Source organism: Burkholderia sp. BCC1993 (assembly GCF_905339865.1).
Lineage (GTDB): Bacteria > Pseudomonadota > Gammaproteobacteria > Burkholderiales > Burkholderiaceae > Burkholderia.
On record NZ_CAJPGZ010000003.1, the window covers coordinates 254327 to 269941 of the forward strand.

At 56.4% G+C, this 15615-nt stretch carries 14 protein-coding genes and 2 pseudogenes; 6 read left to right on the top strand and 10 right to left on the bottom strand.

The genetic code is table 11. From position 1 onward, the window contains the following. Positions 1-560: 560 nt before the first annotated feature. The 4 genes from U4Y91_RS06200 (at position 561) to U4Y91_RS06215 (ending at position 4243) form a co-directional block, all read left to right on the top strand. A complete protein-coding gene (locus tag U4Y91_RS06200; protein WP_321804130.1) occupies positions 561-1763 on the top strand; it encodes a 3-oxoadipyl-CoA thiolase in 1203 nt (400 codons plus the stop codon). A 156-nt stretch (positions 1764-1919) separates the two neighbouring features. Further along, positions 1920-2735 carry a pyrroline-5-carboxylate reductase gene (proC, locus tag U4Y91_RS06205; RefSeq protein ID WP_321804131.1) on the top strand — a complete coding sequence of 272 codons (816 nt, stop codon included), beginning with the start codon at positions 1920-1922 and terminating at the stop codon, positions 2733-2735. 115 nt (positions 2736-2850) lie between these two features. Beyond that, entirely contained in the window at positions 2851-3792 is a 942-nt protein-coding gene (locus U4Y91_RS06210; protein ID WP_321804132.1) for an alpha/beta hydrolase, read from the top strand. Positions 3793-4045: 253 nt separating this feature from the next. Next, positions 4046-4243 (top strand): 4-oxalocrotonate tautomerase family protein, encoded by a 198-nt coding sequence (locus U4Y91_RS06215; RefSeq protein WP_321804134.1) that lies wholly within the window; start codon positions 4046-4048, stop codon positions 4241-4243. A 147-nt stretch (positions 4244-4390) separates the two neighbouring features. On the opposite strand, the gene U4Y91_RS06220 is transcribed toward U4Y91_RS06215, so the two are convergent. From U4Y91_RS06220 to ribA, 9 genes and pseudogenes are all read right to left on the bottom strand, one after another. After that, a complete protein-coding gene (locus U4Y91_RS06220) occupies positions 4391-5314 on the bottom strand; it encodes a VacJ family lipoprotein (RefSeq protein WP_321804136.1) in 924 nt (307 codons plus the stop codon). Between the two features lie 188 nt (positions 5315-5502). Next, positions 5503-6822: a sensor histidine kinase gene (locus U4Y91_RS06225; protein WP_321804138.1), complete on the bottom strand. Its 1320-nt coding sequence runs from the start codon at positions 6820-6822 to the stop codon at positions 5503-5505. Positions 6823-7149: 327 nt separating this feature from the next. Further along, positions 7150-7881, bottom strand: a complete 732-nt coding sequence (locus tag U4Y91_RS06230) for a response regulator transcription factor (protein ID WP_321804397.1) — start codon at positions 7879-7881, stop codon at positions 7150-7152. Between the two features lie 10 nt (positions 7882-7891). Then, positions 7892-8668: a MipA/OmpV family protein gene (locus U4Y91_RS06235; RefSeq protein ID WP_321804140.1), complete on the bottom strand. Its 777-nt coding sequence runs from the start codon at positions 8666-8668 to the stop codon at positions 7892-7894. Between the two features lie 904 nt (positions 8669-9572). After that, positions 9573-9750, bottom strand: a pseudogene (locus tag U4Y91_RS06240) (IS5/IS1182 family transposase); the annotation flags it as partial. 26 nt (positions 9751-9776) lie between these two features. After that, positions 9777-9992 (bottom strand): annotated as a pseudogene (locus U4Y91_RS36745) (IS3 family transposase); the annotation flags it as partial. Between the two features lie 460 nt (positions 9993-10452). Then, on the bottom strand, positions 10453-10809 hold the full coding sequence (locus tag U4Y91_RS06245) for a helix-turn-helix transcriptional regulator (protein WP_321804142.1): 357 nt from the start codon (positions 10807-10809) through the stop codon (positions 10453-10455). A 470-nt stretch (positions 10810-11279) separates the two neighbouring features. Beyond that, a complete protein-coding gene (locus U4Y91_RS06250; protein ID WP_321804144.1) occupies positions 11280-12554 on the bottom strand; it encodes an integrase family protein in 1275 nt (424 codons plus the stop codon). Between the two features lie 220 nt (positions 12555-12774). Beyond that, positions 12775-13425 (bottom strand): GTP cyclohydrolase II, encoded by a 651-nt coding sequence (gene ribA, locus U4Y91_RS06255; protein ID WP_044846712.1) that lies wholly within the window; start codon positions 13423-13425, stop codon positions 12775-12777. Positions 13426-13602: 177 nt separating this feature from the next. Between ribA and U4Y91_RS06260 the strand changes: the two genes are divergently transcribed. Next, positions 13603-14064, top strand: coding sequence for a CBS domain-containing protein (locus U4Y91_RS06260; protein ID WP_321804146.1), 462 nt, complete (start codon positions 13603-13605; stop codon positions 14062-14064). Positions 14065-14217: 153 nt separating this feature from the next. Here U4Y91_RS06260 and U4Y91_RS06265 read toward each other — a convergent pair whose 3' ends face one another. Next, positions 14218-14547 (bottom strand): DUF4148 domain-containing protein, encoded by a 330-nt coding sequence (locus U4Y91_RS06265; RefSeq protein ID WP_321804148.1) that lies wholly within the window; start codon positions 14545-14547, stop codon positions 14218-14220. Positions 14548-15061: 514 nt separating this feature from the next. On the opposite strand from U4Y91_RS06265, the gene U4Y91_RS06270 reads away from it, so the two are divergent. Further along, entirely contained in the window at positions 15062-15460 is a 399-nt protein-coding gene (locus U4Y91_RS06270) for a GreA/GreB family elongation factor (RefSeq protein WP_321804150.1), read from the top strand. The last annotated feature ends 155 nt before the right edge of the window (positions 15461-15615 follow it).

Sequence of the window (15615 nt, forward strand, 5' to 3'; positions counted from 1 at the left end):
GTGCAACCCGGCACTGCGGTGACGACAGACCGGTGCGCACGCTGCAACTACATCGCCCACGATCACAGGCTCGCGCATCTCCGATACCGGCGCTTCTACGCCGAGTCTTCATTGAGACCGAGGACTCGGTGCCTGGAAGCACTATCGTTCATGGGCTCCTATCCAGCTCACCGTCGCCACGCTAGGCGGCACACAATTTTGCATCATGTATATGATGAATAGTCCATGAAAATCACCTCCACCCCGCCAAATCCATCGTAAAAAAACATAGCCAAGAACGCATATTATATCATGATCTTGTTGTATTTTGTTACCGATGCGCTAGAATAGGTCGGCCGCCGCAAGCGCCGGTATTGATGCGGGTGTGAAACCGACTGGGGCGACTGCCAACTTGCAGGACGTAGGTCTCACGCCCGAACTCTAGGTTGCGCAACTCAGTGCGGTCCTGGTGCAGGAACGCTATTTGGGCAGCGCATTTGGCCCTAATGTTTTGCAGGGTACGAGGCAACAGCGTCAGGCAGCCCCTGCTATTTCAGCGCTATTTTCACAGGAACCCCACCATGCTAGATGCCTATCTGTACGCCGGGCTTAGGACGCCGTTCGGCCGAGTCGGGGGCGCGCTCGCCCCAGTCCGCCCTGACGATCTCATCGCCGCTGTTATTCGTCGCGTTGTCGAAGACAGTCCATTTCGCGCCGACCAGATCGAGGACGTGGTCTTGGGTTGTGCGTGCCAAGCCGGCGAGGACAGCCGAAACATCGCTCGCCATGCTGCACTATTGGCCGGCCTGCCTGCTAGCACGCCGGGCCAGACTGTGAATCGACTCTGTTCGAGCGGCCTCGCCGCAGTCCTTGACACGGCTCGAGCTATCACCGCCGGAGAAGGTGAACTATATGTAACAGGTGGTGTGGAAAGCATGAGCCGCGCTCCCTTCGTCGTCGCCAAGAGCGAGGCAGCGTTCGGTCGGGAGTTCAAGGTTTATGATTCGGCGATCGGCGCCCGTTTTCCGAATCCTGCGATTGAACGTGAGTTCGGTGCCGACACGATGCCGCAAACCGCCGATAACGTGGCCAGTGACCTCGCCCTGACTCGCGATGACAGCGATCGCTTTGCGGCAGGCTCTCAGGCAAAGTTTGCCGCTGCGCAGATGTCTGGATTTCTCGCCGGCGAAATCCTTCCGGTTTCGGTGCCTACCGGCAAAAAAAGTCCGCCCAAAGTGATCGAGGTAGATGAGCATCCTCGTGCGGAAACCACAATAGACACATTGGCGGCGCTCCGCCCGCTTCACGCGGGGGGCGTGACGACCGCCGGAAACGCATCAGGCGTAAACGATGGCGCAGTGGCATTACTCGTGGGAAACCGGGCCGTCGGCGACGAGGCCGATACCAAGCCCATGGCTCGAATTCTGGCGGGTGCCGCAGCTGGCGTTGAACCTCGAGTGATGGGCATCGGGCCAGCCTACGCGATTCCCAAAGCGCTTGAACGGGCTGGATTGACGCTGAGCGATATGGACGTCATCGAGATCAACGAGGCGTTCGCTTCGCAAGTGCTCGGATGCCTGAAGCTATTAAACATTGCGTTCGACGATCCGCGCGTTAATCCGAACGGCGGTGCCATCGCAGTCGGACATCCTTTGGGCGCATCCGGCGCGCGTATTTTGCTGAATGCCGCACGAGAGCTCGAGCGACGCGGCGGACGGTATGCGGTGGTCAGTCTGTGCATTGGAGTTGGGCAAGGATTGGCGGTCGTCATCGAGCGGGTCTGAGTAGGACCGGGGATCGAGAAGCAACACAAAAAAGTATGTCGGAACGGCACTTCATCTATTCCGTTCCGACATGCCATTCGTCGATTTGCCAAAGTGGCACGGCGAACGTGTGCGTATTCAGACTACTCTATTGTTTCCCTGACCTGGTCCACCACTATGAAAATTGCCTTCATTGGCGGCGGTAACATGGCCGCCGCACTCATTGGCGGCTTGATCCGCAAGGGCGTATCCGTCGAGCATCTGTACGCGATCGCACCGAGCGAGGAAACACGCAAACGCAACGAGGAACAGTTCGGGATCCGCACCAGTATGGCCGCCGACGGTGCGCTCGCCGAATACGATGCGGTTCTGCTTGCGGTCAAGCCGCAAATCGCAAAAACCGTGGCCGGATCGCTCGCACCTCACTTGAGCGCGCATCAGGTCGTTATCAGCATTCTCGCTGGAGTCCGCGTCGAAGACCTGTCTCGCTGGCTAAATGGCCACGCTCGCATCGTGCGCGCAATGCCAAATACGCCCGCGCTAATTGGAATGGGCGCGACCGGCCTCTTTGCCAGCAGAAGCGTGGACGCGGCGGGCCGTCAACTCGCCAGCGACGTGCTCAGCGCCGTCGGCCAGACGGTCTGGTTCGACGACGAAACGAAGATCGACGCGGTTACGGCCATTTCGGGCAGCGGCCCAGCTTACGTGTTCTATTTCATTGAGGCTCTTGAGGACGCAGGGCGCCGGCTCGGAATGGACGAGCAGCAGAGTCGCGCGCTCGCCATCGCAACCTTCGCAGGTTCGGCCCAGCTCGCGCTGCAGTCTCACGATTCGCCGGCAGTACTGCGCGAGCGCGTGACGTCCAAGGGAGGTACGACAGCGGCGGCGCTCTCGTCATTCGATGCCTCCAACATCAAGGATGCGATTGTGTTCGCAGCATTCGCGGCGAACGCCCGTGCAAAAGAAATGGGCGAGGAATCCAGCAAACAATGATGTTGAGCATATTGTTCGACGAACTCGTTTCGCTCAATTGATCCGAGCGTATCTTCTCTAGCCGCCTGAAAATTGAAATGGCGCAAACAGGCCGAAATCAGCCTTCCAGGAAATCATGACCAGTTCCGCTACCAAAGTCTTGGGAGAAGATTTCGTCTTTCCCCATCCTCTCGATCAGCTACCCCGCCGTCTCTCGGATTTCACTGATCTACGCATTGAACGGTTTATCACAAGCGACGGCGTCGAGCTCGCCTACTGGACTGCGGGCGAAGGGGCGCCAATCATCTTTGTTCCGGGTTGGAGCGCGAGCGGAGCGCACTACATCAATGTGCTCTTTCTGTTGCGAAAGAAGTATCGTGTGTACGTTCTTGACCCTCGGAATCAGGGGCTTTCACAGCGCGTCAATTTTGGTATGCGTATTGCACGATTTGCTATGGACCTCAAGGAATTCTTGGACCACTTGGGAATCGATCGTGCGCACTTCTGTGGATGGTCTATGGGCGCTTCCGTCATCTGGGCCTATATCGACTTATTCGGTACCAGAGCAATACGAAAGGCAGTTTTCGTGGACGAGCCCATTTCAATTTACTGTCACTCAGACTGGAGCGAAGCGGAACGTTTGGCAGCAGGCGGCATGACGACGTCGGTCGAGAGAATGATTGCCGCGTTCGTCGATGGCGCGTCAACAAACAGCTTGATTGTTGATGCGAAGGTGGTCGAACGATATCTCACACGAGGATCAAAGCCCTACGAAAACTCAGAGGCGTTCGCGAACTATTTCATCAGGAACGATCCTGCCTTCCTGAAACTCGTTCTTTTCGATCACGCAACCAATGATTGGCGTGATGTGTTGCGAAGCAAGATCAACATTCCGACCGCCCTGTTCACCGGGGAAGAAACGAATAATGTTCCGAGTCAGCGTTGGGCTCAATCCGTGATCGAAGACGCAAAACTTCACATCTACACCAGGGGCGATGAAGGAGATCACTTCCTGATGTTTAAAAACCCCTTTAAGTTCACGAACGATTTATGTGCGTTCCTTGAATCCGTGGATTAGCACCAACCTGACGATTCACCTTCTCTTATTCCAAATGAGATACCTTCGCTCATGGCGGCTCACGCAATGCAACGACCCACTGGCTTAGAGTTTTTCCCACACTACCTTTAGACTAGTTGCTACTCCGATAGGAAGTATCGATTGCCTACTTTTCTCATCGATACGGTAAGCCACACTTCCATTTCGCGTGCCACGATTGCGAGCAATTACACGATCCAGGCACATACATTTTGATTTTTTAAGGACCTCCATCATGCCCGTTGTGCGAGTAAGCTGGTTTGAAGGTAAGGACAGCGCTGCCAAGAAGGCAGTCGCAGCCGAGATCACCGAGAGCATCTCCAAGAATACTGGCACCGATCCAAAGTACATCTACGTCATTTTCGAAGATGTTGCGCCGTCGGATTGGGCTGGCGGTGGCCAACTTTTTGGTGAAGCATCGGCAACATCCTGAAGCTATCCGCTTGTGAATCGTCAGGAGATGGTTTCTCGCTGCGGGAAGCAAGCCATCGGCGCAACGCCGCCGATGGCGCGATTTGAAAAATGCGAGGTATAGTAATGCTACCAGCGTACCAATATGCTGAATTTTCACCGTCGACGATCACTTACAATCTAGACCGACATTTTTTCCAACGCATAGTGAATCTGAGGCTCTAGCTTCAATTTGACTGACCCGCCTTTGCATCCAAGCGTCCCGGACAAAGAGGTAGTCGTCAGTAGCCGCTTTTCGGGCCTCGTCGAACGGTAAAGCCTGCGCTCTTGCGTTGGTCATCTGCACGAGAGTCAACCCATTGGCAACCGTTGCATTTGACACTTTGCCGATTGGAGAAATCTGTTGGTCTCCAAACATCGCAACAGAATCTCGAAGTGTCCGGGGCCCCATAAGAGGAAGCACCAAATACCGCGAATCACGCCATCCCCACGCCGCAAACGTCTGACCAAAATCAGCGTCCTCCTTCTGTATTCCAAGACCGGTCGCCGGATCAAAAATCCCGCCAATTCCTACCGTTGCATTTACGACAAATCGACCTAGAGACTTTGCAGCCCTTCCCGGCCTGCCTTGCAGAATTTGATTGACAGCAGAGGCCGGTTCTTTCAGGTTTCCAAAGAACTTTGTGACACCTGTCTGCACTACGTTGGGCGTAATGGTGTCGTACACTTTCGCAATAGGATGAGTAACAAACCTGTCCAGTACGTTATTTACGCCGTGCATACGACGATTGAAACCCTCCCAAGGGTCATTCACCATTACATTTTTTTGCTCCAAATCAAATGCGCGATGAACTATCGAAGCTGATCCTTCGTTCCTTGCCACAGAGGTGATATCACGCCCATCCAACGGTCCGACGATCTCTTGACCCGCCGACACTTCCCGGGCCCGCTCATCCGCAATTTCTGACGTCGACTGCGTCAGAGCCGGCGCATAAACCGACAAGCCGATTTCCTCCTGCCTCTTGACATTCCCAGCACATCCACAAATAAATGTAGCAATCCAGATTACTAGTACGATGCGAGCCGAATTCATCGAATTTCCTCTTTCATATTTGAATGTCGAGCCATTTCTACACGTGCCCACCCTATTACTTTATGACCGATTTACTTACTTCCCACTTACACGCTCGAACGGCTCTTATCAAGCATCGACGTCAGCGTCGCCGGTCAGATGTGCGGATAATCGGAGAAAATGTTGACATAGATGATATGTTGACCCCATCAATCTTCTCGCAAACCATTATCTGCGAAGAAAACAGTAAACCTCGCTCCAGACGATTGATTTTTGACCGATATTGACCACCCATGCGCACGCACAATCTCGCTGCAGATAGCGAGGCCTAACCCGGCTCCCTCATGGATCGTACCAGGGGCTCGCCAGAATCGCTCGAACAAGAACGGAAAGTAATCGGGGTTAATTCCCGGCCCCTGATCTTGAACGTGTATCGCGTCCGAGACTACGAGGACATGCACGGTTGAACTCGGTGGAGAAACGTTGATCGCATTTTCAATTAGATTCTTTAACAGAACGAAAAATGCCCCTTCGTCGGCAATCACATGCTTCGCCGGGCTGAACTCACTCACCTCGAGTTTGACATGCATGCTATTGGCCTTTCGACCCAAGTAATCGGTGACATCCTGCACGGCACTCGACACCTTCACATCACGAAAACTGAAATTCTGCTCTTCGCTCACTTCGGCTAGATGAAGAAGTTGCCGGACTTGTCTTGCCATCAGATCGATTTCCGAGATCAGTTGCTCTTTATCGTCTATATCTGGATGGAGTTCGATTCTCCCTCTAATCAGAGTCAGCGGCGTTTGCAGCTCATGAGCAGCCGATGAAATAAAGCGATGCTGAACAATATATCCATTTTCCAGGCGGTCGAGTGTTTCATTAAATGCCTTGATCAACGGCTTTATTTCCAACGGAATATCGACAGTAGACAAGCGCGCAGTTATATTTCGTGGCGTAATGAGTGCAGCTTCGCTAGATGCATTGCGCAACGGCTTGAGCACTCTGCGTACTGTCAACGTCATGGCAAGCCCAAAGACGATCGTCGCGAAGAACAGAAACAGGATTCCTTTCGCAACTCTGCGAATGGGCTCGATTTCCTCACTCGCGATGATATCCACTAACTTCTCATCGATCGATGTTTGAATAAAGAAGCTTGTCGCACCTCGTGGCAGCCGCAGCGTAACAACCTTGAAAGTCCCCTGCCTATCCGTGACACTGGATTCCGTTCGCGTTATGAGACCGTTGATCCTCGGCCATTTCATGCGGCCTGCCCCACGAGAAGCCGCCACGACCTGCGCGCGACCATCCAGTATCTGATAGCTCGCAGCCTCGGGAAACGTATCAAAGAACCAAACCAGATGCTCCGGCAACCGGACCGACAATCCATTATGTTGCTCATCGAACTCGACGTAGGTAGCAACGTTACCGGGGCTAATCACTTTGTCGGGGCGACCGAGTATCTGTTCTGGAAAATATTTCAATACGACAACTATGACACCCGCCAGCAGCGCAGTACTGACAGTCAACGCGATAATACTCGTGAAAAGCAATCTCGCGGCCAAGCTTCTAACCCAATAGCGCAACCGGTCTAGCATACTGTCACCACGATCGATCTTTCCGGTTAAAGTGCATACCCAGCATCTCGAACGGCATGTATCAGTCGAGGAATATAACCACCATGCATCAGGACTCTACGCGAGCAATGCCCCATCGATCCACTGATCGGGAATTTCTCGAACCATCCGGATGGATGGACGTTGCAATCGCTTCCCTCAATCGAACACGCCCAGACAAGTACGAAGAGTCACATATTTCGCTCGAGCCATTTGAACTGAGTGATGGCTCAGGCGAAATCATGTGTCGCGTTCACCTGCCAACCGTGTACCCACATCACTGGCACTTCGCGTCGTTTCGCCCGCATTCAGTGCAAAGCCCGCGCCCCTCACGTTGCAAATCCATGTGTCCGCTCCGAGCGCCCGCAACTTCTTACGCAGGCGGTGCAACGTTACCTCGAGTGCATTCGGTGTAACAGCCTCTCCTAATCCCCACGCTGCATGCTCCAGTGCCGCATGCCGGACCGTCCGACCTTGTGCGGACGCGAGGCATTGCATAATCTGCAGTTCAGCCGGTGCCAAGAGAACTGACTCCTTCCCGCGATACATCGACCGCTCCCGAGGATCGATGGACACATCACCGTACTGCACGACAAGATCGGTCAGCGCCTGTGGCCGGCGCATCAGGGTTCTCACACGAGCAATCAACTCACTCATCGCAAATGGCTTGGTCACGTAATCGTCCGCACCACTCTCTAGCCCGTCGATTCGATCATGGAGCGCATCGCGGGCAGTCAGCATTAGACAGGGTGTCATACAGCCCGTGCCACGCAGCGACCGCAAAAATGCCAGACCGTCACCGTCAGGCAACGCCCGATCGATCAACAGCACTGCGTAGTCTCCAATGGAAATCCCATTTCTCGCCTCCGACAGGGTATTGAAATGATCCGTTTCGATCCCGGCGGACGAGAGCGCCATTCGCACCATCTCGGCCAGTCGGTGATGATCCTCTATGAGTGCAATTCTCGACATACTGAAGCACTTATTTGAATTGATACGAATAGACAAGTCTCGCCTGAGGAATGAATCGACGCCCCACGATCGGACTTTCCGTCACACTGTTACCGAGACGAGTTGCCCCGACATCGATGCCAACCATCTGCTGACGCGTGATCCGGTAACTGGCGCGAGTTCCGACAGAAACATTCCATGTGGATTCGCCTGTATAAGCGGGCCGCCATGCACGAGCCTCCCAAGGGCGAACACCATAGTAGTAGTCGACGTATTTCGCGCTCCACCAGTTTGCCCCAACATAAGGCTCTAGACTCCATCGTCCAACCTCGAACGACCTGTTAAAGTCTACGTTCCCGACCGTGCCCTTGTTTCCGCCAAGCAAGAACCCACCGGATAGGGTACCGACAGAGGTCCTCCATTCAAGTGAGGGGCCATACCAGAATGCTCCACTTCGTTTCTCCATATCATTCAGTACTGGCGCGTCACTACCCTTGAACCCGTCAAATAATGCCGCCCGTCCACGCAAGACGACACTCACGTCGCTCCATGCGCCGATCTTCATATCCATTGTCGTACCGGCGACATGCACCCATTTGTTGTCAAAGGTGACTAATGGGATCGGCAGATAGCGCGTGCTATCCCCCTTATAGGGAGACGGCATTACCCCAACGCCGGCCCCCAAACCCCAGTGTGTAACGTTCGGTGAATTATTCAAGAACGAAAACCCGTCAGCGAACTTTCCGAAGGGTTGAGAGTCGGCATCCTTGGCCAGACCCGAGACGGGTTGCAACACAATCAGCGCCATCGCCGACACCAAGGCAGGATTCAAGCAGCACGCTTTCTTCACAGTCGGTCCTCATGTTTGTTCACAAGACTGGAACGACTGTATTGCGGATCGACTTACCAGATACTTACGCTCGTTGACGGCCCGGCTCATTCTCTACACCAGCGCCGCACGTTTGAATCGCTCCGAAAACTGGGCCGGGTCAGCGAGACGCTGCTAAATACAACCGCACTGGCCGGTGCTGATGAGGATTGCCCGTGACCGATGGGGCTACCACCCGGTCAAACTCCGGATCTTCGGAATCAACACTATCGGCGGGCCATGTCTCCAATCCATGGTCCGCCGATATCGCCGCTTGTAGATCGAACGGAGCCTCTGGCGGTGGTACGCTGCAACGCACGTGTTCCGCGATAGCCGGCCCGCTATACGGCTCAACAGTAGGGGACATTCATGGCTGGCTCGCGATGACATCGCGACAACCTGGATGTTCAGCCCAGCATTGTACTGGAGCCATCGACTTGGCCGCCAACCACGTCACCGCCGACAGCCGCAGCGCGAGGCGCCCAGAATCCAATAGAGCCGGCTGACGGCTCAGGCTTCGTCGTAGGGGGTGGTCTCATGAATGGCGCCCGCACCGACATCAAACTTGATAGCTACTTGTTAGCCATCTTCATAGCTGAACAGGGTTAAGCGCCTATGTGGAAAGCCACGTTCATCGCAACGGCATCACTCATATAGCGACAGTTCCACGCCAACCTTTAGGCAAAGCTCGCGTTTACCACAGTAATCATGCCTCCTTTCGGGGACATGAATGCACGGCTTGCGACTAGACGTTCATGTGAGCGCCCCATGGAACGTCTCGAGATCCGTGCACATGACGAGTCGGCATCCAGGACCCGCTCGCGCTATCTGAGCTCGCCGACGACTAGCCCGAAATGATAAAGGTGAGGAACATCACGTCCAGTTTTTTCGAACTGGAAAAAGATGCGCCGGAAGTCTTTGAGGCGCCGAAACAGGCGCTCGGCTTCGTCTCTACGCTTGTACATTTCTCGACCATATTCGCGTGGGCGAGGGCGGTTACTTTTCGTTGTAACGACGGGAATGGACTGCCTGATTTCTTCGGATTATTTCAGTCTCGGAGAACCACCTCGATCGCCTCTGTAAAACAATACTGCCGCTTAAACTCGTTGGGCGTCAGATAAGCCACTCCCCAACGCGCATCGAAGGGCATTGTAGCGACGTACAGTGCTCGATCACGACCTTCGCCTCAAGGTGCATCCCCAACCATTCTCGGCTCGTACATTCGAGCCCCGAATTTACCGTTGACGCTTTCATCCGGTCCATTGTTTGACAGCCCATCAGTCGCCTCGCCTCATTTGCATGCGCGCCCGTTCCGGGCGCGGTCCACATACAAAGAAACAGATGTGAACTGAGGAATTCAGCGACGCGCGAAACCTCGGCATACAGCCAATGACCGACCGCGCGATTGCGCAGAACCTGCACTTCCACCGTGCAAGCCGACTTGCCGTCGCGCTGGGGCACATGGCGGGGCCGGCTCTGGATCGTCGATCGCGATCCATCGCTTCGGATCCAACGCGTTCGAGCACGTCGAGAACTCGACGGCACCGAACTGTCCGCCGCACCTATTTCTTCGCACCGCAGTGCAACGACAGCAAGGTGCGCTCGTCGGCGCGGTTCATCGCATTCGAGCGAGTTACCTCACCGTGCGTCATTCGGCTCCGCGGTATCGGAGGCTCGCGCACCATCACCAACAGCAGCGGTGGTGCGCGACCCACCCGATCAAACTAGGGACCTTGCATGCGTGCCACCCGATCCTCTCGTGAGACTCGCCGCTTCCTAGCACCCGAATTCTCTGGTGGCAGCAGCTCGGCAATCGGACAAGCATCAGCCCATTGCTGAACCTCGTGTACGAGCCATCCTACCCTCCGGCCCGATAGCAGTCGCGGCTCAGGGAAGCTCTTCTCACGTACAAGCTTCTGTACCGTCGCCGGTGATAGTGAAAGTGCCACTGCCACTTCTTTCAGAGAGAAACAGATCTTCATTGCGACTTCACCTTTCGTCTGTTGCCGTTGATTCCCTGCGCGCGGAGGCGTTGTCAACGCGACAACAGGAGAATCGATGAGGTACGGCAAGCCCTTCATGCTTACGATAGACCGCGCACATACAAATTTAATGGGTGATGTCACGCGTGGCAAACGCACTTACAGAAACAAAATTCTGTTTGTCGGCGCTTCCATTGGACGATAGGTTTCCTCGAAGTTCCGCTACAGTCCTCTGCTAAAAGAGGCTGAGCCGAAATTCCTTGCAGCTCTGCCCCTTGGCGTTGATCCTTTTCAATTCAGGGATGGTGGAAATCCTATTCGGGCGGCATGTTCAGGAGATGAACATTGTTTCGCGCCTTACTTGTCGCGATGTCGTTGGGCGCAATTGCTAGCCGACCGTAGAGGTTACCGTCTGAAGTCAGCGTCAGAAATTTGGTCGCGAAAAACAGCCTCGCATGTCAGGCTCAGCGTCGCACGGTCCACACGCGAGATCGAGGCACGATCCAAGCGCGCGATATCCGATTGCTACCCACCCTCGAACACCAGCCACTACAATCGGTATCGCTGATCTACTTCTTAGCGGGATACGTCGCAGCGATCGATTCCAAGCGATGCGACAACTGCGTGAGCCACTCGCGCCGCTCCCTGTCATAGGTGTGTCTGTTGTAGACGCCGATGATTCCAGGTTGCACATGGCCGAGGACGGCCTCGGCAATCTCATTGGGACATCCCATCATTGCAAGCAAGGTCCGGGTTGTGCGTCGAAGATCGTGGGCTGACCAGTGCGTGACCGGCAAACGCGGCCGGTCGTGTTTCGGTGCGACCTTGCAATATGGTTGATGATAATAGACGCCGTGCTGGACCACGGTCTGGTCCATCGACGTCCCGCGCGACGATGGAAATAAGAAGGTTCCCTTGACCTGATCGAGGCGCCGTCGCACAACAACCTCAGCGCGACCGATCAGCGGCACGCGCAGATCCGTTGCCCTCTCGTTTTGCAGCCCCTTGGTCTTGTGTTTGGGGATAGTCCACCACAGGCCGTCGGCTTCCTCCGCCACCTCGGTACTCTCCATGGCGACGATCTCGCCGCCCCTCGCGCCGGTCCAAAGATAGAGCGTCAACGCATCAGCCACATTCAAACTGAAATTTGGCAACCACCGAATCAATGTGCCGAGTTCGTCAACCGACAGCACTCGTTTCTGCGTCCCTGTGTATTTCCCTTCGACCTTGCGCCCTTTGCTCTTCAATCGCCCTCTTAGAATATCCTTCCACCAATTCGCTGTGTTTTCGGGAAGGCGCCCGGCATCAAGCGCATAGTTCCAGGCACCACCAAGCTCCATGCGAAGGCGCGCCGCGAGAACAGGCGTCGACCGATATGAATCGAGGAAATCGAACGCCTGGGCGCGTGTGACGGTCGCCGCGCTTGCATTCGCAATAGGCCCCAGCATCGCCTTGAATATACGGGCGACCTCGATCGCTCCCTTTGTTTTCCGATTTACCTCTATGTACCCTTCCAGATAGTCGCGACACAGCTCCCTGACGGTGTACGTGGCCGGTGAGGGACGAGCAGCGGCTGCTTCCCGCTTTCGACGTAGAGCGGAAAGCTCGGCGCCAGAATCGCGCTCGACGCGGCTCTTTTCCCACGCAGATATCGCTGCGGCAAACGACATTGCGGGCCATTCGCCGAGCTTTACCTGCCGCATGCGGCCATCGACCGGCGACTTGTAGCGATATGTCCATGACTTGCGACTCGTCCAAGCTTGGAGGCGAAGTCCCGGAAACCCCTCAAAGGTCATGTGCTCGCCGCTCGGCAGCGCGGCCGCGACGCGTGCATCAAAGCGCATTCTTCCCTCAGCGTAGGTTTTCCCAAGGGAAGCATACGCGGCGTAGGTTTCGTGCACAACGCCGCGGAAACCTACGCCGACGCAGCAAGTTTAGCCAAGCGGAGACAAGCGTTGACACAACGAAAGAGCGCGGAAAATTCTTTAATTTTCGTTGCAATTCAATTACTTAAAGACGTCCCCGGATCAATTCGGACCACCTCGGACTAGTCCGAAATTTCCCCTACTCGTTCTCTTCGAAGTAATGCCCGAACTTGACCTGCTTGGTCCGGATGTAACGCTCGTTTTCCTCGCGCACGGGCACGGCGAGCGCCACGCGTTCACACACGGGAATGCCGTGCTTCACGAGCGTGTCGAACTTCTTCGGGTTGTTGCTCATCAGTCGCACCGACGTCACGCCGAGGATCCGCAGGATCGCGGCGGCCGAATCGTATTCGCGGGCGTCGTCGGGCAGGCCGAGGTCGAGATTCGCTTCGACGGTGTCGCGCCCCTGCTCCTGCAGCGCATATGCGCGGATCTTGTTGCTCAGGCCGATGCCGCGCCCCTCGTGGCCGCGCAGATACAGCAGCACGCCGCGATCTTCCGCCGCGATGTAGCGCAGCGCGAGATCGAGCTGCTCGCCGCAATCGCAGCGGAAGGAGCCGAACACGTCGCCGGTCAGGCATTCGGAATGCAGCCGCGTGAGCACGGACTGCTCGCCGGTGACGTCACCCATCACGAGCGCGAGATGTTCGGCATCGCTGCCCGATACGCGGAAAGCGTACGACGTGAATGTACCGTAGCGCGTGGGCAGCGACGCGGTGGCGACGAGCGTCACGCACTCGTCTGCCTGGCCATTGCCCTGCGTGGGCGATTGGGGACGCGAAGACATCATGAATTCAATCGAAACGATCTGGAATGTAGGAGTTGTGTGGATAGTGCGTGACCGGAGTTTACCGCTAATCTGGAAACGTCACGCGACTGCCGCAGCAGGCCCGGCTATACTGGGCCCGTCGGGTACCGCGCATCACGCCCTGCCTTCCCTGCATCGTCCCGCACACGGAGAAAGCAAATGAGCACGACTGTCGCGCAAATTCTCAAAGCCAAGCCGGATTCCGGCCGCACGATCTACACCGTCACGAAAGCCGATTTCGTCTATGACGCCATCAAGCTGATGGCGGAAAAGGGAATCGGCGCATTGCTGGTCATGGACGGCGACGACATCGCGGGCATCGTCACCGAGCGCGACTACGCGCGCAAGGTCGTGCTGCAGGACCGCTCGTCGAAGGCCACCCGCGTCGAGGAAATCATGACGGCCAAGGTGCGCTACGTCGAACCGTCGCAATCCACCGACGAGTGCATGGCGCTGATGACCGAGCACCGGATGCGCCACCTGCCCGTCATTCAGGACGGCAAGCTGATCGGCCTGATCTCGATCGGCGACCTCGTGAAAAGCGTGATTGCCGACCAGCAATTCACGATCAGCCAACTCGAACACTATATCCACGGCACCCCGACGGTCACGTCCGCCTGATCCGTCCCAGCAAAAAAGGCCCAAACGCGCGAGCGTCTGGGCGGGAAAGCCGCCGGAATGCGGCGACGGAGGTTCTGCTCTGCTGACGCAGACGCGCGCAAGCGGCGCACGTCCCGTCGGTCACGTACTGTGCTCGGGCAGACCCGGCGATGTTCAGTTGCCGAAGTAGACGGAGTTCACGGGATTCGGGGCGTCATGCGTCATGCGGCGGCCCGATTGGCCAGCGCCCGTCGCCACCGCACCATAACCGCTCGTATCGGCTTGGGCGAGCATCGGCTGGTTCGGCTGGATCCGTTGTTCCGCGGCCTGGATGTTGTCCGGATATTGCGAATCGCTCGCGAGCGGCTTGTAGCCATTCTGTTCGAGTTGCACGAGCTCGCCCCGGACCTGGTCACGAGTCAAGCCCTGCTCGGACTGTGCGAACGATGCGATCGGGGCGGCAAGAACGGATGCAGCGATCGCTGCGTAGATGATCGACTTCATGGTGGACCTCCGAAATATGTTCTCTTTTGACGTCGCTCCCGGCGGGACTGTCTGAAGCGATGGATCAAGTGTAGTGCTGGCGATACCAAGGGGAAACCCTTGGTTTGAACATACAGCGTTGCATTTTCGGAAAAAATCGACCGCTGTCACCGCGTGTGATCGCTATTACTTAAATCATTTTCACAACAATGCCTGACGAAAGGCCGACAGCCGAAGCACCGATCCGGAAGGTTGTGTTGTAGAATCGTAAGGTTTTATTCGACTGTCGATACCCTATTCATCATGTACGCGCCCACGTCTCTCTCGGTGTCGCCGCCCGGCCCGGTCGGCGTGCGCGTGCGCGCCGGGCAGCCGGCGCACCCCCTCGTTCGACGCACGGCCCAGGCGCCGCTCGCGCCTGCCCGGCGCCTGATCTGACGGCTCGGTCTCCTTCCCGGAGCCAGGTCAGACAGGCTCCGGGCGATCCCCATAGGCACGCCCCGCCTGCCCCATGCCGATCATTTGGAGAACTGCCATGAAACAACGCCTTTACCAGTTGACCGAACTCGACGTTGCTCGCCTCGAGAAGCACGCCGAACACAACCCGCGCTTCCAGACGATGCTCGACACGCTGCTCGAGCGCGCGGACATCGTGCAAGCGGACGCCATCAAGGCAAACGTCGTCACGATGAACTCGCAGATCACGCTGCTCGACGAAGCGACCCAGGAGCAGGCCACCTGGACGATTGTTTATCCGGACGCCGCCAATCTCGAGCTCGGCCGCCTGAACGTGTTCTCGCCGGTCGGCATGGCGCTGCTCGGCACGCAACGCGGCCAGCTGGTGAAAGTGCTGCAGCCGAGCGGCGCCGAAAGACTGATGAAGGTCGCCGCGATCGTGTTCCAGCCGGAAGCCAACGGCGAATACACGCGCTGATGCTGCTGCGGCCGGCAGCACACATGTCGGCCACACCAAGCAAAAAGCGAGGCTCAGCGCCTCGCTTTTTTGCGTCCGGACGATACACAGCCTCATCGCAGCCCGCGTCGCTGATGCGGCGGGCGAAAAAAAAGGCGCCCGAAGGCGCCTTTTTC